The organism is Veillonella sp. 6_1_27 (assembly GCF_000163735.1).
GTDB classification, from domain to species: Bacteria; Bacillota; Negativicutes; order Veillonellales; family Veillonellaceae; genus Veillonella; species Veillonella parvula_A.
Genome location: NZ_GG770215.1, coordinates 556,477 through 577,352 on the forward strand (window position 1 = coordinate 556,477; position 20,876 = coordinate 577,352).

The 20,876-nt window shown below is 39.3% G+C and carries 21 protein-coding genes; 6 read left to right on the forward strand and 15 right to left on the reverse strand.

Going from position 1 to position 20,876, the window contains the following annotated elements; translation table 11 throughout:
• Positions 1–21 precede the first annotated feature (21 nt).
• From HMPREF0874_RS02650 to HMPREF0874_RS02705, 12 genes are all read right to left on the reverse strand, one after another.
• Positions 22–804, reverse strand: coding sequence for an ABC transporter ATP-binding protein (locus HMPREF0874_RS02650; protein ID WP_008601260.1), 783 nt, complete (start codon positions 802–804; stop codon positions 22–24).
• Positions 804–1,799 carry an iron ABC transporter permease gene (locus HMPREF0874_RS02655; RefSeq protein WP_008601262.1) on the reverse strand — a complete coding sequence of 332 codons (996 nt, stop codon included), beginning with the start codon at positions 1,797–1,799 and terminating at the stop codon, positions 804–806. The genes HMPREF0874_RS02650 and HMPREF0874_RS02655 overlap by 1 nt, the downstream gene beginning before the upstream one ends.
• 137 nt (positions 1,800–1,936) lie before the next feature.
• Positions 1,937–2,602 carry a precorrin-8X methylmutase gene (locus tag HMPREF0874_RS02660; protein WP_004696261.1) on the reverse strand — a complete coding sequence of 222 codons (666 nt, stop codon included), beginning with the start codon at positions 2,600–2,602 and terminating at the stop codon, positions 1,937–1,939.
• A complete protein-coding gene (gene cobK / locus HMPREF0874_RS02665; RefSeq protein ID WP_004697081.1) occupies positions 2,589–3,377 on the reverse strand; it encodes a precorrin-6A reductase in 789 nt (262 codons plus the stop codon). Before cobK ends, HMPREF0874_RS02660 begins: the two co-directional genes overlap by 14 nt.
• Positions 3,374–4,063 carry a precorrin-3B C(17)-methyltransferase gene (gene cobJ / locus HMPREF0874_RS02670; RefSeq protein WP_004697003.1) on the reverse strand — a complete coding sequence of 230 codons (690 nt, stop codon included), beginning with the start codon at positions 4,061–4,063 and terminating at the stop codon, positions 3,374–3,376. Before cobJ ends, cobK begins: the two co-directional genes overlap by 4 nt.
• Positions 4,064–4,092: 29 nt before the next feature.
• On the reverse strand, positions 4,093–5,238 hold the full coding sequence (locus HMPREF0874_RS02675) for a cobalt-precorrin 5A hydrolase (protein WP_050760773.1): 1,146 nt from the start codon (positions 5,236–5,238) through the stop codon (positions 4,093–4,095).
• A gap of 4 nt (positions 5,239–5,242) precedes the next feature.
• Entirely contained in the window at positions 5,243–6,004 is a 762-nt protein-coding gene (gene cobM / locus HMPREF0874_RS02680) for a precorrin-4 C(11)-methyltransferase (RefSeq protein ID WP_039965012.1), read from the reverse strand.
• Between the two features lies 1 nt (position 6,005).
• Positions 6,006–6,593, reverse strand: coding sequence for a precorrin-6Y C5,15-methyltransferase (decarboxylating) subunit CbiT (gene cbiT / locus HMPREF0874_RS02685; protein ID WP_008601266.1), 588 nt, complete (start codon positions 6,591–6,593; stop codon positions 6,006–6,008).
• Positions 6,590–7,216 (reverse strand): precorrin-6y C5,15-methyltransferase (decarboxylating) subunit CbiE, encoded by a 627-nt coding sequence (cbiE, locus tag HMPREF0874_RS02690; RefSeq protein ID WP_004697187.1) that lies wholly within the window; start codon positions 7,214–7,216, stop codon positions 6,590–6,592. Before cbiE ends, cbiT begins: the two co-directional genes overlap by 4 nt.
• On the reverse strand, positions 7,192–8,310 hold the full coding sequence (cbiD, locus tag HMPREF0874_RS02695) for a cobalt-precorrin-5B (C(1))-methyltransferase CbiD (RefSeq protein ID WP_004697171.1): 1,119 nt from the start codon (positions 8,308–8,310) through the stop codon (positions 7,192–7,194). Before cbiD ends, cbiE begins: the two co-directional genes overlap by 25 nt.
• Before the next feature lie 70 nt (positions 8,311–8,380).
• Positions 8,381–8,875, reverse strand: a complete 495-nt coding sequence (locus HMPREF0874_RS02700; protein ID WP_004696277.1) for a YajQ family cyclic di-GMP-binding protein — start codon at positions 8,873–8,875, stop codon at positions 8,381–8,383.
• Positions 8,876–9,289: 414 nt separating this feature from the next.
• On the reverse strand, positions 9,290–10,885 hold the full coding sequence (locus HMPREF0874_RS02705) for a WG repeat-containing protein (protein WP_039965014.1): 1,596 nt from the start codon (positions 10,883–10,885) through the stop codon (positions 9,290–9,292).
• 226 nt (positions 10,886–11,111) lie between these two features.
• Between HMPREF0874_RS02705 and HMPREF0874_RS02710 the strand changes: the two genes are divergently transcribed.
• From HMPREF0874_RS02710 to HMPREF0874_RS02720, 3 genes are all read left to right on the forward strand, one after another.
• On the forward strand, positions 11,112–12,077 hold the full coding sequence (locus HMPREF0874_RS02710) for an RluA family pseudouridine synthase (RefSeq protein ID WP_008601276.1): 966 nt from the start codon (positions 11,112–11,114) through the stop codon (positions 12,075–12,077).
• Positions 12,078–12,325: 248 nt separating this feature from the next.
• On the forward strand, positions 12,326–13,255 hold the full coding sequence (gene fba / locus HMPREF0874_RS02715; protein WP_004696283.1) for a class II fructose-1,6-bisphosphate aldolase: 930 nt from the start codon (positions 12,326–12,328) through the stop codon (positions 13,253–13,255).
• Positions 13,256–13,258: 3 nt separating this feature from the next.
• Positions 13,259–14,815, forward strand: coding sequence for a polysaccharide biosynthesis protein (locus HMPREF0874_RS02720; protein ID WP_008601278.1), 1,557 nt, complete (start codon positions 13,259–13,261; stop codon positions 14,813–14,815).
• 96 nt (positions 14,816–14,911) lie between these two features.
• On the opposite strand, the gene HMPREF0874_RS02725 is transcribed toward HMPREF0874_RS02720, so the two are convergent.
• Positions 14,912–15,955 (reverse strand): AEC family transporter, encoded by a 1,044-nt coding sequence (locus HMPREF0874_RS02725; RefSeq protein WP_008601280.1) that lies wholly within the window; start codon positions 15,953–15,955, stop codon positions 14,912–14,914.
• A gap of 221 nt (positions 15,956–16,176) precedes the next feature.
• Between HMPREF0874_RS02725 and HMPREF0874_RS02730 the strand changes: the two genes are divergently transcribed.
• Together HMPREF0874_RS02730 and HMPREF0874_RS02735 are read left to right on the forward strand one after the other, a co-directional pair.
• Positions 16,177–16,917 (forward strand): gamma-glutamyl-gamma-aminobutyrate hydrolase family protein, encoded by a 741-nt coding sequence (locus tag HMPREF0874_RS02730; RefSeq protein ID WP_008601281.1) that lies wholly within the window; start codon positions 16,177–16,179, stop codon positions 16,915–16,917.
• Between the two features lie 15 nt (positions 16,918–16,932).
• Entirely contained in the window at positions 16,933–18,240 is a 1,308-nt protein-coding gene (locus HMPREF0874_RS02735) for an APC family permease (protein WP_008601283.1), read from the forward strand.
• A gap of 150 nt (positions 18,241–18,390) precedes the next feature.
• Here HMPREF0874_RS02735 and HMPREF0874_RS02740 read toward each other — a convergent pair whose 3' ends face one another.
• Positions 18,391–19,230, reverse strand: a complete 840-nt coding sequence (locus tag HMPREF0874_RS02740) for a hypothetical protein (protein ID WP_024061928.1) — start codon at positions 19,228–19,230, stop codon at positions 18,391–18,393.
• A 139-nt stretch (positions 19,231–19,369) separates the two neighbouring features.
• Here HMPREF0874_RS02740 and HMPREF0874_RS02745 point away from each other — a divergent pair, with 139 nt between their 5' ends.
• Positions 19,370–20,029: an HAD family hydrolase gene (locus HMPREF0874_RS02745; RefSeq protein WP_008601288.1), complete on the forward strand. Its 660-nt coding sequence runs from the start codon at positions 19,370–19,372 to the stop codon at positions 20,027–20,029.
• 201 nt (positions 20,030–20,230) lie between these two features.
• On the opposite strand, the gene HMPREF0874_RS02750 is transcribed toward HMPREF0874_RS02745, so the two are convergent.
• On the reverse strand, positions 20,231–20,827 hold the full coding sequence (locus HMPREF0874_RS02750; RefSeq protein WP_008601290.1) for a hypothetical protein: 597 nt from the start codon (positions 20,825–20,827) through the stop codon (positions 20,231–20,233).
• Positions 20,828–20,876 lie beyond the last annotated feature (49 nt).

Genomic DNA, 20,876 nt, shown 5'->3' on the forward strand with positions numbered 1-20,876 from the left:
TCTTTTTCTATTAGTATCAAGCTACTCAACTAATCCTTTTACGCGCACATATTTTTTATTATCAAATGTATCAAGTTGTACATCTACAGAGAATACATCTCTAAACAACTCATCCGATATAATTTTACTTGTCTCTCCTGATACTACTAAATGGCCTTCTTTTATAACAGCCATATAATGTGAATATTGAACCGCCTGTGTTAGTTCGTGAAGTACCATGAGAACGGTTAAATCTTGTTCCTTATTTAATCGTTTCAATAACTCCATAATTTCTAATTGGTGATTAATATCTAAATATGTTGTTGGTTCGTCTAAGACTAATAATTTTGGTTGCTGTGCTAGCGCCATAGCAATCCAAACGCGTTGCCGTTCACCACCAGATAGGAATGGGATTAATTGTTCTCGCAAATGATTCGTTTTCGTGATATGTAACGCATAGTCAACAATCTCACGATCTTCTTTAGCCGTGTTTTTCCACCACGTTTGGTATGGATACCGTCCACAATATACCAATTCTTCTACAGTCATATCCTTTGGCATATTCGGTACTTGTGGCAAAAATGCCATTTGCCTTGCCAGATTGTTTTGAGAATATGATTGTAACGGTTTATCAAATATGGTAATACATTCATGAGGACTATGAATATATCCGATCATAGATCGTAAAAGCGTACTTTTACCACAACCATTAGGCCCAATTAATGTCGTAATTTTACCGATAGGAACCGATACATTAATGTCATGTAGAATATGACGATTACCAAGAGTTACGGATAACTGTTTTACATCAATAGCGGTATTCATTAGTTATCCCTCCTCAACAGATACAAGAAGAACGGCGCTCCAAAAAATGCCATAATAATGCCCACTGGTACCTCTATAGGGCTCCACATAACACGTCCTATTGTATCACTGACAACAAGAACTAGTGCGCCTAATAATGCGGATCCAGGCAGTAAATATGCATAGTCGTTACCGATTATAAGACGTAACATATGGGGAATAACCAAACCTACAAATCCGATAAGCCCAGCTATACTTACAGCACCAGCCGCTAAAAGAGCAGCCACTGCAGTCATAATAAACCGTGTTTGTTCTACCTTAAGGCCTAATCCCTTTGCAGTTTCATCACCTAAACTTAAAATGGTAAGTCGTTTAGCTCCTAAACAGGCAAAAATAAGACCAATTATAGCATATGGAAACAGCACTTCTACCTGAGGCCAACTGCGTGCAGCGAGTCCCCCTACCATCCAAAGCAATGCCCCTTGTACACGATCACCAAAGAATACAAGTAGTGCTGAAATACCTGAGCCTAAAAAGGCTGCGACCGCAACACCAGCTAAGATAATACGACTAGGTCGCACTCCATTTTTCCATGCTAATGCATACACCATGAGTGCTGCAGCCATAGCACCTAAAAAGGCCACTAAAGGAACTATATGATCATACCCAGGAAATAAAATAAATATGATAACACCAGCTAATCCGGCACCAGAGGATACCCCTACAATCTGTGGATCTGCTAGGGGATTTTTCATAACTGCTTGCAAAATTGCACCAGATACAGCTAGACAAGCCCCCACTAACGCAGCTACAATATTGCGAGGCAATCGAATATTCCAAATAATTTGTGAAGATGTATCAGTTAGCTCACTAGACCATAATGTATGCCAAATCTCAGCTAATGATACGGGTGTTGATCCCCAAATAAGAGATATAATCATGCTCATAATAACGGCGATGATTAAGATACAAATCACTGATACACGAAATAATTTTCGTTCATTACTTGATGCCATATGAACCCCCTCTCAAAATTAACTACATTATAAGAAATCTAATACATTATATCTGACTATGTTTAGCAATTATTCTGAAAAATATATACAGTAAAACCCGAATCGCAAAACTACTAAAACACGATTCGGGTTTTATATTATTTAGATTCTTTACCTTCCACAAAGAGCATGTCATTACGTTTTACGTCTGTGTAAAGTAATGCATTACATACGGAGGCAGCGATTGGGCTACCGCCTTTGTTGCCTTTTACAGTGATGTAAGGAACTGGGGATACTTCCATCAAATAGTCTTTGGATTCTGCAGCACCTACAAAGCCTACAGGGATACCAATAATAAGAGCTGGTTTAATGCCTTCTTCAAGAGCAAGGCGCAACACTTCATACAATGCAGTTGGTGCATTACCGATAGCAACGATTTGTCCTTCTAGTTGTTTACCAAAGGTACGCATAGCCGCAATGGAACGAGTTACACCTAATTCTTTAGCCATTTTAGCTACATTTTCGTCTTTAATTAAGCAGTGCACTTCATTGCCGCGAATTTTAAGAGCTGGCTTAGAAATACCTGTGCGAACCATTTCTACATCTGTATAAATGTCTGCACCATTATCCAATGCTTCAATACCTTTTTGAACAGCATCAGGGCTCATTTTTACGAGTTGAGCATATTCGACATCACCAGACGCATGTACTGTACGAGATACAACGCGCACTTCATCATCTGTTAAGCCTAAATCCTTTACATAATCATAAATGATTTCCATGCTTTTATCTTCAATAGCTTTAGGATTTTTAACGTAATCCATTAGTGTCCTCCCATAATTTAAAGAATTCATCATTTGATGATACCACGTGACTTTCAAGTTTAACACGTGGACGATCGATAACAATAACATGGATACCAAGATCCATAGCAGCTTGTAATTTTGTATCAGCACCACCTACAAGGCCAGAGTTTTTCATAACTACAACGCTTGCCTGTGTATCGTGGAACATGATGCGGTTCATATCATAAGAAAATGGACCTTGAACAGCAACAATGCGCTTAGGACTCACGTTGAGGTCTTCCATCATTTGTAACACCTCTGCAGTCGGCAAAATACGTGTCCATACTTCACAATCTTGTAAAGCCTCAGATTTAGCAAAGATGTGCATTGTCTTACTACCTGTGGTCAAATACACATGTTTGTTATTCTCCTTTGCCAATTTGCCAGCTAAATTTGCGGCCTCTACCTCATCCACTACGATATGTAATTTATCATAATCTGGTAATGGTACCTCTTTACGTTCAAAGCGAACAAAAGGAATACCTTTAGCTTTTGCTGCATCTTGAGCCGTAGCTGTAACAATAGCAGCATACGGATGGCTCGCATCGATTAATAAGCGTATGTTGTGTTCCTTAATCAAATTTTGCATAGCCTCTTGGTCAAGGCGGCCCGTATGAACGGTAATTCCCTTATGGGCAGCAAGTTCTGCCCCATACTGACTCACAACAGTAACGAGAACCTCTTCACCTGTCCGTTCTTGAATATCTACCGCTAAGGTACGACCATCTAAGGTACCAGCGATGACCCAAATCATAATTTGTAGCCTCGAGGTGTAATCATGCGGCCATTTTCAACATAGGTTTGGCTATTACCGATAATAACAAGTGTTTGCATATCCACTTCTTCTTTTGTAAAGTTTTCAAGGTCAGAAATTACCATATGTTGACCTGGGCGTCCTGCTTTTTGCACGATGCCAACAGGTGTTTTTGGGTCGCGGTATTTAAGAACGATTTCACGAACTTCATCTAAGTGAGTAACACGTTTTTTACTGCGCGGATTGTACAAGGAGATAACCATGTCACCTTGTGCACAAAGGTCAGCACGTTTTTTAATTAAATCCCATGGAGTCATCAAGTCACTAAGAGAAATAACTGCAAAGTCATGCATCAACGGAGCGCCTAAAACAGAAGCCGCTACGTTTACAGCACTAAGGCCAGGTACGATATCTACGGAAGGACGTTTTTCTGCTGGTACCTTATTAGCAAGTTCCAACACAAGACCTGCCATGCCGTATACGCCAGAGTCACCAGAGGATACTACAACTACTTGATGACCTTCTACCGCTAAATCAACGGCTTGTTGGCAACGATCTACTTCTTGCATCATGGCAGTGCCTACAGTTTCTTTACCTTCAATAAGGTCTTTAATCAAGTCAAGATAAGTCAAATAACCTACAACACGATCAGCCGCTAAGATGGCTTCGCGTGCTTGCGGTGTCATAAACTCTTCATCGCCAGGGCCTATGCCGATTACTTTGATGTTACCTGTGCAATGGCTACCGTTGTTTTGGGATAAATTGTTTTGTGCTGTATTAATGTTCGGCTCTTGGCCGCTAGTAATGCTGTTGTCTCGCATACGTTTCCTACTCCTATAGTTCCTTTTACAAAATTAGATTCTTTTAATTTTTCTTCTTCAATAAGTGGTGCCATCTCGTCCTGTGTATAGAACACGATAGGCCACCCCATAATTTCCATAGCCTCCAAGAGGCCTACTTCATCTTGTTTAACAATTACCGATGCTGCCGTTACAAGGCTCTTTGGTGAAAGCTGATGTGCAGTCAAAGATTGTTGTATAGCATCAAGGATTAATTCCTTTGGCGTATCACGACGACAGCCAATCCCCATCGTATAGGTACGAGGGCGTAAAATCAATTGATGACCATACTCGGTCATTACTTTGTCCGTAATGACAACGCGAGAAGCACCCTCTTCAGCGCTTTCATTTTTACATGGAATAGAATCTAGTTGTTCCAAAGAAACAACGTGAACTATGCCATGTTCACCAATATAAGCTTTTGTAGCTTCCTCTAAATGATCAGCATTCTCTAAGCTTGCATCGATATAATAATCAACGCGCTCTCCCCCAACGATGGCAGAGTTCACATTAATTAAGGTTTGAAAATCATCTACTAACAGATGCTCATGGCGCGCCAAGACGTCAGGCGCTGGCAATCCGTTTACATCCGTTGCCGTTGTAATGACCGGGTCCGCATCGATGGCCAGCGAAATGGACTGCGTCCATTCGTTAGCGCCCCCAAGGTGACCAGATAATAAGCTAATCACATGGTGTCCTACTTCGTCCATTACGACTACCGCAGGATCCTTGGATTTATGTTCAATATATGGTGCAATCATACGCACTACGATGCCAAGCGCCATAATACATAGTACTTGGTCATACTCCTTGAAAATCTGTCCAATATGGTTTTTGAGGGAATCAAAATAAATAGCCTCACTACCAGAGGGACGGTTTTCTTTTTCAAAGCAATCCGCATGAGGTGCCACCAAAGACTTGATGCGTTGACCCAGCTTTGCTCCTCGTTCAGAAACGGAGAGAATAGCCGTTCTATTCTTCTTTGCTCCCGTCATAGGCGCACCAGTTTCTAGTTCTTTCATCATACTAGTCCTTAGCACTGCGGTACATGTGAGCGAAGCCTTTGTCATAGAGTTTAGATAATTCGTATTCGCTATCTAATACATGGCTTACTACAATCATAGCTTGGCGCAATACGCCTTCTTTAGCTACAATATCCGCAATAGTTTCCAATGTGCCACGAATAATGTGTTGGTCTGGCCAAGAAGCTTTTACCACGATAGCCACTGGAGTTGTTTTGTCATAACCACCCTCGATGAGTTCAGCTACAACCTTATCTAACATTTGAACGCTAAGGAAAATACACATTGTCGCTTCATGAGATGCTAACATGCGCAATTTTTCCTTTGGAGGCATCGGCGTACGTCCTTCCATACGCGTAATAATAACTGTTTGAGATACATTTGGCAATGTATATTCTTGTTTCAAAGCCGCTGCTGTAGCAAGGAAAGAGCTTACACCTGGCACGACTTCATAAGAAATACCCATGCCAGCCAATGCATCCATTTGCTCTTGAATAGCACCGTAAATAGCAGGGTCACCTGTGTGAAGGCGAACTACACGTTTACCAGCCTCAACGGCAGCTTTCATAACAGCCAAAACCTCATCAAGGTTCATCGTAGCACTGTTATGGATTTCACAGCCTGGTTTACAAGCCTCTAAAATAGCAGGGTTTACCAAGGAGCCAGCGTAAATAACAACGTCTGCCTCTTGCACTAAACGATATCCTTTGCGAGTAATTAACTCAGGATCCCCAGGGCCTGCACCTACGATATGTACGTCAACCATATTACTCTCCTTCTGCGATACGCGTTGCAGATACAATGAAAATTGGACTCAATGGGTCTAACAAATGATAGGGACCAGCCTTGCGGTAACGGCTGATGGACATTTGGTAACCTTCATACGTGAAAGGACGACCTTTCAACTCTTTCAAGATTGTATAACCTGTCTCCATCGTTACAGCAGTTACAACTAAACGGCCGCCAATTTTTAATAGACGTTGCGCCTCGTCCATGATGCCTGTCATACCACCAGCGCTACCTCCGATGATAACCGCATCAAGCTCAGGCAGTTCTTCCATGCCTTCAGGAGCTTTGGATTTGATTACGGTCATATTATTTACATTGAATTTCTTTATATTCTCATTGATAAGGTCGATGCCTTTATCAAAGCGCTCAATTGCATATACATGCCCTTTAGGAGCTGCCAAGGCTGCTTCAATAGAAATAGAGCCCGTACCAGCACCTACGTCAAGGACGATGCTATCCTCCTCGATGCGTGCCTCATTCATAACGGCTTTGCGAATTTCGCATTTCGTCATCGGCACATCGCCGCGGATAAACTCCTCATCAGGAATTCCGAAAAAATGTCTCATCCTAGTACCACCATTACAGAATGACCAAAGCCCTCGAGCTCAGTTAACACCTCTAGCGTAGAGTCTACGATTTTTTCATTATCATAACTCAAGCGCTCAAGGGCTGCCGCTCTCGTTTCTTTTGGCCAACCTGCATCTATTAAAATACGCGCAATATGCGCTGGATTATATTCAGGATCCGTTAAGAATCCCATCTTTTTACCTGCTTCATATACGAGTTTCTCTGGTGCCGGTTGGCGACCGTGAAAGCTCATTAAATCCGCATCATGCCACACCTCATTGAGTCGAGCAAAGGCAAAGGTCATAGAACTAATACCTGGTACCACCTCAATAGGATTAGCAGGGAATTTTTTCTTTAAATATGGCAATAAGCTATAATAGCCTGTATCGCCACTAACCATAACTACAACGTCATGGTTGATGAGCTCACGCTCAATTTGCTCCGCTAATACGCTGAGCTTACCCGTTACAGGATATGTAATTTGGCCAGGCTCTTGAAAGTCCTCTAAGGACCGTTCACTGCCTACCAATACTGTAGCATGTTTAATTAAATTAAGGCCTCTAGGCACCACATAATCAGGATTACCCGGACCAATGCCTACGATATACAAGGTATGTGCCAATGTTCAAGTTCTCCTATCTCTTTTGCATGCTTATCCATTGCCAAGATTTCGCCCTTTAAGGTCGTAATAATGATGCCCACCTCTGCTTCGTTAGCAATATAGCGCTCACTACGTAGAGATGCACGATCTACAACACGTTGGTACACACCAGTCAATCCTTCTCGCTCCAAGATAGGGAATGTAGACTCTGTGGTTTGGCAATTAAATAACTCTTCACACACCTCTTGGGATGCTCCTTCTAAGGCAGCATAGGCCACGATGCTTTCCATACGTCCATCACTCATGCGATTATGAGTATGGAAGCTACCGCTAGCTAGTTTGATTAATTTACCGATATGACCGATGATTAAGATTCGCTTGAATCCAATCTGTACAGCCTTTTCTAGCATAAATCCGATAAAGTTACTTGTTTCTGCCATTTGGTTCTTATGGATACCCAATACTTGCTCTGCAAGATCTTGACCAATACGCCCCGGTACGAGAACAGCTGTTTCACATCCGTTAGCCTTCATAACTTTCAACTGTGGCACTAACGAGTTCTTAAACCCTTCTTCACTCATAGGCTTAACAATACCGGTAGTACCAATAATGGAAATGCCACCTTCGATACCAAGTGTATGATTTAATGTTTTCTTAGCTAATACCTTACCATTAGGAACACTAACGGTTACCGTTACACCTTGACCATGGACACAATGTTCTTCAAAAACTATTTTCATCATTGTCCGGGGCCCTGGATTGATAGCCGGTTCTCCTGGTGGCATAGCAAGGCCTGGTTTCGTTACAGTACCTACACCAAAGCCAGCTCGGAATCGCAGTTCACCAGTATCATCAAGGGTCACTGTCGTTTCCACATCATTGCCATGAGTTACATCAGGATCGTCGCCGCCGTCTTTCATGACGGTCACCTTCGCCTCTGTATCGGATATAATCTCTACCGCTTTAATAGGAACCTCAATGTACTGCCCTTGAGGGTTCTCAATGACCACTTGATCCACAATATTCTTATCTAAGAGGGCCAATAAACCAGCTTTCATACCTGCCGTAGCACATGAACCTGTGGTATATCCACCCTTCATGTCCTCCACTTTCATAAGGCCTCCTACACTGATAGTATTAGAGACTCAAACGAGTCTAACTAACCTATCCTATGGACATATAGTATTAAGAACGGAAGTTAACGAATTGCAGTTCTACAGGGATATCCAATTGTTTTAACATTTGGATTACTGCTTGCAAATCATCTTTGTCCTTACCAGATACGCGCACTTGATCCTCTTGGATAGATGCTTGTACCTTAATTTTCATGTTTTTAATTGCTTTTACTACTTCTTTAGCATTTTCTTTAGTAATGCCTTTTTTAATAGTAATGATTTGGCGAACTGTTGCACCTGCTGCTGGTTCAACTTTGCCGTAGTCAAGATTTTTAATCGCTACGTTACGTTTAACCATCTTGCCTTTTAAAACATCGATAATGGCATTCAATTTATATTCATCATCACCGATGATTTTAATAGTGTCACCTTCAAGACTAATTTCCGCTTTAGAACCACGGAAATCATAGCGCGTACCAATCTCTTTTTTCGCTTGGTTTACCGCATTATCCACTTCCTGCATATCCACTTCGGACACAACGTCAAAGGAACAATCTTTAGCCATTTTATACCTCCTACACCTGAACCTATTGGGCATAAGGTTCATAGCATTACTTTCATCATCCTCATATTCCAAGTAAAAATGTAAAACTACACCAAATCGGAATACATCTCTCTAATTATACCTTAAAATACGCTTATTTTCTAGGTAAATCGATTTTCTTAATTATAATTATTAGCTATATATTAATGAAGCTTTTATAAGTATAGTGAAAGTTCTCTAATACGGTTATGCAACGCAATCCACAAGACAAATAATATAAAAAACTAGCAACATACATAATATATGTACATTGCTAGTTCTATATAACGCTATTCTGTTGTATTTAGTCTATAGCTAAAAACTATAACTAAAAAATACTAATTAAGCCAGAACTAAAGGCAATATAAATTCAAAGGAATTCTAAAACCAATTATATTATAAAACGTTTACCGCATCATATGTAGGTTGTACAAGCCATTCACCTTTGGAGTTCATGATTCCCCATTTGCCTTTAGACTTAACAGAGCTGAAACCATGGTTAAAGGACTTAGCGTCTTCAATAAGTTTGTTTGTATCTCTAAATAAAATATGACCATTATTATCTATGATTGTATAGCCCTCTTTACCAGTATGAACCCATGTTACAGTATCATTGTTGAACGGTTCAATAGTTGCTTCTGTTTGAGCAGAATACAAGGATTTACCACTATTCATATCGATAAGGTTTTTAACATGATCTTTCACAACTACTAAACGATCAGTCCCTGCAAAGGAAATAGAATCATATTTGAAGGTTACTACTTGCTTACCTGTTGATACATCGAAAATGCCCCATTTCTCAGTCTTATTGTCTCTTAACGCTAATAGACCATTTAATTTATCCATTTCACCTGCATCGTAATCGCCTGGTTGAATAACAACTTCACCTTTACGATTCACAAAGTATAAATTACCAGCATCTTTGATTACCGTACCATAAGCTGTGATAGGCCATACTTTATCTTTTTTGCTGTCGATTACAATATTACCAAAACGATCAATATAGCCACGTTTTGCACCATCATAGGCAAAACCACCTACGTGATAATGTTGACCACCTAAAAGCGCACCTCCAAGGATACCGCCCACGATGAAGCCACCTACAAGGCCACCTAAATTAAAGCCACTCACAGAGCGACGGTATTCAGCAAGACCATTACGGTATCTATATACCTCTTTAGATGGAGCATTAAATAATTCTTTACCAGTACCATCAATCGCTACGATTTTACCTTTAGCATTTTTAACAAAAGCACGGTCTTCGCTAAATCCAGTCACGATTTGACGGAATTGTGGAGCAATCACTACTTTATCATCAGTAGTTTTAAAGCCATATTTACCTTTTTCTTTAAACTCTACATAAGAATCACTTGCATACTCTTGAGTTGCTTCTTGTTTTACACGTTCTTTTAAAGCTTCCTCTTCAGAGATTTCTACACCCTTAGGCGTAACCCAAGTGTCTGTTTTCTTATCTACTTGAGCTAACACATTGCCCGTTTTATAATCAACATCTTTAATTTCTTTATACTTAGGCTCAATGGCAACGGTACCGTCTGGACGGATAACACCCCATTTACCACCTTGTTTCATAGCTGCTAATACACCATGTTCAAGGACTTCGTCATTTTTGAAAGTAGTGCCTTTACCAGATTTTAAAGATTTAGGTGCATTGCGATAAGGATTTAATGCACTCGCCACATCAGCTGCTATATAGCCAGAAAGTGCACTACGCTCTTCAATTTTTTGAGGAGTCATAACACCTACACTAGCTTTTGTGCTTTTAGTGGAGCTAGAGCTCTCTGTACGCACAGTAGAAGTTGATGTAGTCGTTGTATGTTGCTCACGAGTTACACGTGTACTAGTAGATGTTGGTGTATCGTGATTTGTTACCGTTGTGCTACTAGTAGATGTTGTAGTAGATGCCGCAAAAGTTGTTGTAGACATAGCCGCTAACACACATGCGACTAATACAGATTTCTTGTTAATATTCATAAACCTCTCCTTTTATAGAATAAGCTATAACCATACAGTCATTAACATACATATATAGTTCATAAAATATACTGTTATAACTAAACACACGGTTTTACAGTAAAAAAAGTTCACACATAAATAATGTATAAAATTTAATAATTCAAATTATACTATATGGACCTTCATAAAAACAACGAATTATGAAAAATTCTTCATTTTTATTTTATTTGTTATAATAATACGTATGAAAACAGCAACAATAATCGACTTAATTGTAGATTCTGATGTACACACACAATCTATAAATCATATTATAAAACAACAGCATATCTCCCAGCGCATGAGACGACGTTTACGAAGTGATGGCATCATAACAATTAATGGTAAACCTGCTACCTGGAATACGCTCATTCACGGTGGCGATCATCTCATTATGAAGTTAACACCAGAGCAAGAGTTTAGTTTAAGCCCTATGGAACTAGATATCATATATGAGGACGAATATATTTTAGTCATTAATAAGGCGGCTGGTATTCTTATGCACCCTACTTCTACCGTACGAGATCATACGCTAGCAAATGGTGTACTTCATTACTACCAAGAAACAAATCAGCATTATGATTTCCATCCCGTACACCGATTAGATAAGGATACCTCAGGTATTGTCATCATTGCTAAAACATCAGTGGTCCAACATGCTTTTGATAAAAAACACACCTATTTTTACAAAAGCTACGACGCCATTGTAGAAGGACATCTCCCGTCTGTGCCTATAAGCATTAACTGGCCTATAGGTCGTAAACCAGGCAGTATCATTGAGCGTTGTTGTACAGACCAAGGAAAGCCGGCTCGCACAGATATAACAGTGATTAGTAAAAATACAAGCAAAATTAACTATAGTAAAAACAACTCTGATAATTTGATTAATAATAGTAATATATGTCCAACTGACAACTCTCTAATAGATCATAATCACTTTACTCATGTGCAATGCTTATTACACACAGGGCGCACTCATCAGATTCGAGTTCATTTATCTCAACTAGGGTATCCACTAGCTGGTGATGACTTATACGGTGGTCATCTAGAATTTATTCAACGCCAAGCACTGCATGCATCGCACGTAAGCTTTTACCATCCCATAACAAATGAATGGATCGAACTGCATGCAGAGATGCCAGAGGATATGAATGTATTGCTGAACGATTGAGCTGATATAACACCACTAAATAAATGCTAACACACAGAAATAACCCACATGGGTCACAAAATAAGACGAAATTTATGCATAAGTTATACAAAAAATATTGGCCCTTTATAGTGTTTCTTGATATACTTAACTTGAATTGATATATGATTGCAATAACAGAAATGCATCTAGTTCTTACAAACTAGAAATATTAGCAGTCACGGTATTAATAACATGATATAACAGGCCCTATGGCCAAGGAGGACAACATGCCATTAGTTACTACTACAGAAATGTTCAAAAAAGCCTATGAAGGCGGCTATGCTGTTGGCGCTTTCAATGTAAACAACATGGAAATCGTACAAGGTATTGTAGATGCAGCAAAAGAGGAACAATCTCCTCTTATCTTGCAAGTATCTGCAGGCGCACGTAAATATGCTAAACATATTTACCTTGTAAAACTTGTGGAAGCCGCTCTTGAAGACAGCAATCTACCAATCGCTCTTCACCTTGACCACGGCGATTCCTTCGAAATTTGTAAAGACTGTGTAGATGGTGGTTTTACATCTGTTATGATTGATGCATCTCATCATGATTTCGATGAAAACGTAAAAATCACAAAACAAGTTGTTGAATATGCTCACGCTCACGGCGTTGTAGTAGAAGCAGAATTGGGCCGTTTAGCAGGCGTTGAAGATGATGTAAATGTATCTGATGCAGATGCTCGCTTCACTGATCCTGAACAAGCTGCTGAATTTGTCCATCTCACAGGTGTAGACTCCTTAGCAATCGCTATTGGTACTAGCCACGGTGCATACAAATTCAAAGGCAACCCTTACCTGGATTTCGATCGTTTGAAAAAAGTGGGCGAATTATTGCCTAACTTCCCAATCGTATTGCATGGGGCATCCTCCGTATTGCCTGAATTCGTAGCAAAATGTAATGAATTTGGTGGCAACATTCCTGGTGCACAAGGCGTACCTGAAGAAATGCTTCGCAAAGCAGCTCAAATGGCGGTTTGCAAAATCAACATCGATACAGACCTTCGCCTCGCTATGACTGCATCTGTACGCGAATACTTGGCTCAAAACCCATCTGAGTTTGACCCACGTAAATATTTAGGACCTGCTCGTGATGCTATTAAAGGCATGGTAGCTCACAAAATCAAAAATGTATTAGGTTCTTCTAACAAACTATAATCAATGGCTAGTGGATTTTTAAAAGGAACCTTAATTTTAACAATTGCCGGTTTCGTAGTGAAAGCCATCGGTAGTATCAACTGGATTCTTCTATCTCGCATCTTAGGTGGTGAAGGCATCGGTATCTATCAGATGGCCTTTCCTATCTATTTGTTACTATTACAAATTTCGAGCGCAGGTGTGCCGATTGCCATCTCTATTTTGACGGCAGAACGATTAGCCTTACACGACTTTGGTGGTGCTAAGAGAGTATTCAATATTTCTTTTACAATGTTGACTATAACAGGTTTTATCGCCAGTCTTGCCATGTACTTTGGTGCAGATTGGTTAATCTCTAGTGGTCTCATTGCTGAAAGCCGTGCCTACTACTCTATCATCGCGCTCGCTCCGGCAGTATTCTTTGTAACATGGATTTCCTGTTTCCGCGGGTATATTCAAGGCTATGAAATGATGACGCCCACGGCGATTAGCCAAATTGTAGAACAATTACTACGGGTTATCGTTATGCTTGGTGCTGCTGCTATTTTATTGCCTTATGGCTTACCAGCCGCAGCAGGTGGTGCTAGTTTGGGTGCTGGTGTAGGTGCTTTTGGGGCCTTCCTGGTGCTGTTGTATTACTACTACAAATTACCTAAGGCTAGTAGTACTGGTGAAAGCTACGATGGTCCTCGTGAATCAGCTAAAGAAATTTTGTCACGACTCTTAACATTGTCTATACCAATTTCCTTAGCAAGTATCATGTTACCGTTGACGGCGAATCTCGACTTACTTATCGTACCACGTCGCTTATTAGATGCTGGGTTCCCGATGAACGAAGTAACAGAACTATTCGGTTACCTTACTGGGATGGCGGTGCCACTCATTAACTTGGCTACCATCATTACCGCAGCCCTTGCGACAAGCATTGTACCTGCTATCTCTCATGCCTTTGCAAAACGCGATCATCAAGGTATCTATGATCGCACTGCAGGCTCTATGCGACTAACATTTATGGCAACCGTACCATTTACAGTGCTATTATATGTACTTGCTGCCCCAACCGTTACACTGATTTACAATGCGCCTAAGGCAGAACTAGCAACGCAAATCACGGCGTTCTCTATATTCTTCCTAGGTGTACATCAAGTAACAACAGGTATCCTACAAGGTCTCAACAGGCCACGTATTCCAGTCATAAATATGGGGATTTCTCTCATAATCAAGGTCATCCTTAACTGGACACTGACCGCTATTCCTTGGCTGGGCATCGGCGGTGCCGCTTGGGCAACCGTTGCTGATATTGGCTTTGCGGCATTACTTAACTTGATTTATATCAAAAAATACACAGGCTACTTCCTTGATATTTCCCTTCTTTGGAAAAACGTGGTCAGTGCTGGTGTTATGGGTATACTCATCTTCTTGAGTTACCACTATTTAACAGATATCTTACCAATGTGGGCTAACTTTATACTCACTGGTATCGAAGGCTTATTGCTCTACGTTATTATCATGGTCCTTTTAAAAGGCCTCAATAAAAACGATGGTGCTAGCATGCCACTCGTTGGTAGATTCTTTAGATAAGCTATATATACTTACATAAAAATAGGTTCCTAATAGTCACCTATATGACCATTAGGAACCTATTTTTTATTTACTTATTTTAATCTTCTTCTTATTTTAAGCCTGTATACCTATCATTGTTAAAATTTCCATTATAATTGGAATTACTACAACAAATAGTATGGTACTAATCATGACTAAACCTGTAGCAAATGGCAAATCAGCTTTTGATTCATTAGCTACAATCGGCAATACTGCAATAACAGGTCCTGCTGATTGTACAACAAAGGTGATGATTGCAATTGGTTCTTGAACTATACCTGCTCCATATTGTAAAACCATAATCAAACAGAACATGATAATCGGGGAAATAACAAATCGTCCTACAATCCCACCGATGGAATCTTTATTTAAACGCATGCTCTTTAAACCCGTATCATGAAGTACAATACCAATATAAATCAAGGATAATGGGGTTACCATATCACCTAAGTAATTCAAGGTAGTATGCAAAATTGGAAGTAAAGGAATTTCAAAGAACAAGAAAATTAATGCCACAAAAAAACCTATCAAAGGTGGTGGTAATAACTTCTTCCAATCAAATTTATGCTTCTTGCTTTTACCTTCAATAGATACTGAACTATTATGTATACTATCAATCTTATGGGATCCATTATTAAAATCTACTTTAGGATTTGGCAGTGGATCTAGTTCTATAAGAAATACCCCTACCATCCATACGGAAATAGTGTTACCGATGTAATATAACAGGAAATACGGTAGCGCATCTTGCCCAAAGAGTGCAATTTGCACTGGTAACCCAATAAACAAGCAGTTATCATTTACTACCATATTGATAAAAATACCACGTCGTCCTTTAGGAACTTTCAGCATTTTCATCATAATGAACGCTACAATATATGCAATAACATATGTTAGGACAACCACTAACATGCCATATCGTAAATTCCATATATCTGAAGTATGTAGGTGATGTAATACGGATATAAATACTCCCGCTGGTAATGCAACCGACATGATAAATCGCGATAAATTACCACTAAAGGTAGGGTTAAACATGCCCTGTCCTTTTAATATATATCCTAACAAAATAAGTAGCACAATAGGTATGATACTTTGCAAAGATGTTAGAAAAACCATAGTAAACCTCCCGTACAGTTCATTCGTAGTTTATCATATCATGTTTCGCAATAAACTTATACAACTATATCTTGAAAGAAAATATAGTAAAATGTATCAACTTTAACATATTTTCTCTATTATAAGTCTTATAATTATATCTATTAGTAGTGTTTTTATCCATAAAAATCTGATACACTAACATCAGGTTGTACAGATTTTTACACATATGAGGTGATATTATGACGAAACCATTTATTGGCATATCTGGCAATATCTTACGAGATAATGGTGGTCCTTACGTAGATTTATTGCGTTCTTACGTAAACCAAGACTATCCTCGTTCTATTGAGGAAACTGGTGGCATTCCTGTTATAATTCCATTTACCGAAAATCTTGATGTAGCTCGCGAAACGGTAGCAAAGCTTGACGGCTTGTTATTATCCGGCGGTCATGATGTATATCCTCTTCACTATGGAGAAGAACCTTTGCAAGGTCTTGGCGATGTATTTCCGGAGCGCGATCGATTCGACTTTGCTTTAATCAAAGCAGCAGAAGAAAAACAAATTCCTATCTTTTGTATCTGTCGTGGCTTACAAATCTTAAATGTATATCGTGGCGGCTCTTTATTCCAAGATTTAAAATATGATCAAAACTGTACAATAAAACACTCTCAGAATCAAACACCTTCTCTTGGCACCCATACTGTAGAAATTGATTCCAAATCAAAACTAGCTGGTGCTATAGGTTGCAATACTTGGATTACGAACTCCCATCATCACCAAACAGTTAAAAATGTCGGTAAAGGATTACAAGTTGTAGCAAGAGCTAAGGATGGTACTGTAGAAGGTTTAGAGGATCCAGCCTATCCTTGGTTAGTAGCCTGTCAGTTCCACCCAGAAATGATGTCTACAAATGATGAAAATGCAAAACGTTTATTTACTGCATTCGTAAAAGCAACTCAAGAAAATATAACTAAATAGTAGGAAGATTGTATCATGAAAGAAACAGGAAAATTTGGCTTTTGGAGTATTGTACTCCTTGGCATCAATGGTATTGTAGGAACAGGTATTTTCCTACTACCTAATAAAGCATATTCCATAATTGGTTCCGCTAGTTTAGGTGTACTCTTATTTGACGCCGTTATCGCTGGCTGCATCGCCCTTTGCTTTGCAGAAGCAGCCAGTTTATTTACACGCAATGGTGGTCCTTATCTATATGCAAAACATGCTTTAGGTGACTTCTGGGCATTTGAAGTGGGTGTTCTTAAATGGATTGTTACCGTCATTGCTTGGGCGGCTATGGCCGTTGGTTTTGCTACAGCATTAGGTGCTGCAGTACCAGCTTTAAGTGGTGATTTTGCAAAGGATGTCATTTCATTTATCTTAATTGTAGGCCTTACGATTGTAAATATATTTGGTGTTAACGTATCCAAATTTGTTAACAACTTAATCACTATATCTAAGCTAGTTCCTCTTGCCCTATTTATTGCAATTGGTATTTTCTTTATAAATGGAGCTAACTTTACGCCAGTCTTCCCTCAAGACATCTATGTAGATGGATCATTTGCTCAAGCTGCGGTTCTTCTATTCTTTGCCTATACAGGGTTTGAAGTCATTGCCATTGCTGCAGAAGATATGAAAAATCCTAAAAAGAACTTACCACGTGCTATTATCATGTGTATGCTTCTTGTATCGGTTCTATATATGGCGATCCTCGCCGTATCTATTGGTGTACTTGGTACAGATTTAGCAAATACTAAGGCTCCAGTACAAGATGCATTCAATGTGATTGTTGGACCTATTGGCATGTATATCGTATTAATAGGCACCTTAATCTCTATGGGTGGTATCAACTTTGCTGAAGCTTACTATGCGCCTCGTGTAGCTACATCCATGGCGGAAGATGGTATGCTACCAAGTGCGTTGGCAAAACGCAATCGTTACAACGCACCATATGTAGCAGCCATCGTTACTGCCATTGCCAGTGTTTTACTTGCCTGGTCCGGCTCCTTTACTACACTAGCAGCCATCAGTGCAGTATCTCGCTTTACACAATATCTACCAACGTGTTTGGCTGTTATTATCTTCCGTCGCAAATGGGCAGACAAAGCTCGTTCCTACACAATCCCTGGTGGCTACTTAATCCCAGTCATCGCTATCGGCACATCCCTATGGATGCTTGCCCAAGCTCAAACTAACCAATTATTATGGGGTCTAGGCGGCTGTATCGTAATCTTGCCATTCTACTACTCCTACTGGAAAAAGAAAAAAGCTGGTCTCATTAAAGACCATGACGAAATGTAAATAATACAAAAAACTACCAGTTATTCACAATATCTAGTGACTTATCCTTTCATAGTAGAAGGTCTGTTTAAAAGATATATGTTTAACTGGTAGTTTTTATTTTATCTATTAATCGTAATTAAATTAGCTCTATCAAAAGAGTCGTATCGACTAATATAGATTCTCTTCTATAATAGTGTCCTTCGTTAAGTCCTCTTCGATATAACCAACTTCATCGGTAGCTTCGTCTTCGTCACGTGTATCGATATAGATACTAATAAGGGCTAATGCGCCTTCTTCATTGAGGGTTGCAATGGTACTCATAGGCCCATAGGTTAAAATAAGACCATCTTCTTCATCGCGAATGATATGAGGCACCGCATCAAAGTGTTGGTTCATTAATTGATCAAAGTAATCCTCTACATCTAGGCCGCTTTCAAGGGTTATAGATTCAGCATCGCCTTTTTGGAATACAACGCGTGTGTCTTCATCGATATATTGATAGAAATCGTCTACATCAACATTCGCGGTTTCAAGCCATATACTAAGGGCTGTAGTCCAGTCTTTCACAGTAGTAGGCGCAGAAATAAAGGCATATTCGCTTTCATCAGTGCCAAAACGAAGATCATCATACTCGATACTATAATTTTCTTGGCTTGAAACGATACGATCTACAAGTCCTTCATCATTTACGTCTACAAAAATCATGTACACGTAATTATCGTTACTTTCATAGGAAATGGTTAAACCATGACGCCCCTCGTGAAATAACGCATCCTCCTCATACACATCAGTAATATGCATGACCTTGCAAGTAACAGGTACATTATCAGCCTTGATGGACTCAGTCATAGAGGACAAAAACTCAACAGTTTCATTGCGGTTTCGTCCAATGATGCCACGGCCTGTAGACAGATACTCACAATCTTCACTTAACATATGTTCAATACCGTGAATATCTGCGGATTCAAGAATAGATTTTATCAATAAAAGAGCTTGTATTTCAGTCATACTACGCCTCCTATACACTGTACTTATTACTTCTATTATTGTAACACAATTATAATAACTAATAGGTCTATTCTCTTGATTTTCTACATATTTATCATATACTTAAAAAGTACATATTGATTTAAAATCGGAGGCCCCTATGAAATATACTACTATCGTTTTTGATTGCGACGGCACATTGCTCAATACAGCTACAGATTTAGCCAACGCCGTAAATCATGTACTACGTACACATAACTTCCCTGAAAAATCGCTAACAGAGGTAAAAGTAGCTCTGGGTAATGCAGTAACCTATTTGATGCGTCAATGTTTACCAAGTACAGTAGCTGATCATGAATTAGATCCATACATTGAGGAGTTCAAAGCTTACTATGGTGAGCATTTAAAAGACACAACAGCTCCTTACCCAGGCATCCTAGATATGCTTGATATACTGCGTAAACAAGGTTATAAATTAGCCATCGTATCCAACAAAATCCAAGAAGGTGTAACGCCACTCAATAAAGAGTACTTTGGTGATCGTTTACCTGTTGCCATTGGTGAAAGACCAGGATTACAACGTAAACCAGCACCAGATATGGTACTACAAGCCTTAAAAGAACTAAACTCTACACCGAACGAATCTATTTATGTAGGTGACTCTGAAGTTGACGTAGCTACTGCAGAAAACTCCGGCCTACTTTGCATCGGTGTTACATGGGGCTTTAGAGAGGAATCTCTCCATCAAGAACTAGGCGTCACACATATTGCCCGAAAAGCAGACGATATTGTAAGCATTGTTGAAAGCTTAAATAAATAATAATTTCCTTTAGGTAAAAGCATATTATAATAGTTTGAAAACTATATAAACTCTTGCACAACAAAAGAGGTTCCTAATGGTCACAAGTTGACTCATAGGAACCTCTTTTTAATTTACTTTTACTATACCCGTTCAGCTAAATATTACAGACTGACTAAATACATTAGGATACACAAATATGGAAGTCTGATCAAAAACACCTTATTTATAACTAAACTGCGCATCCATAATCATTTTGCGCAACTGCTCAATGCGAACACCATTTGGTAGCTGGTCTCTATAAAACTGCAACTTATAATAGTAACGAGTATCTTCATAATCAGTAACTAATACCATGTCCGTCCTATTATGTAATGGCCAGCCATACATAAATTCAGCTAGTAAACTGCGCACACCATCATTATCGACCTCTGTTACATCATGCTTAACAGGCAATACCATCTTTGCAGTAGGTTCAGGAACCGTTCTATCTTTAACAATTTTTTCAATCTCTTTATCTAAAGAGATACTTGTATTATCGATAGATCTAGCCTTCACATGCATAAAAACACCATCAGAGGTTCTAAAGGCTCTGCCATCTATATCTTTAGTTTCCCCTTTAGTCTCTACAGCATCCTTCAATACACGGAACTGATACGGTCCATAAAACTTGGTTGCTGTAATAGCATCTAATTCTTCATCATATTGGCCATTATGTACATTCGTAACATGTATGATAGGTCTTATATCCACTGCTTGTGAAAGCATTGGTGCTACAAAACATAAACCTAAAGTCAATAGCATAATATAACGTTTCATATGAGTTTCCCTCTCCCTAAAAACTATTATCTTATTTGTATTGTAACAT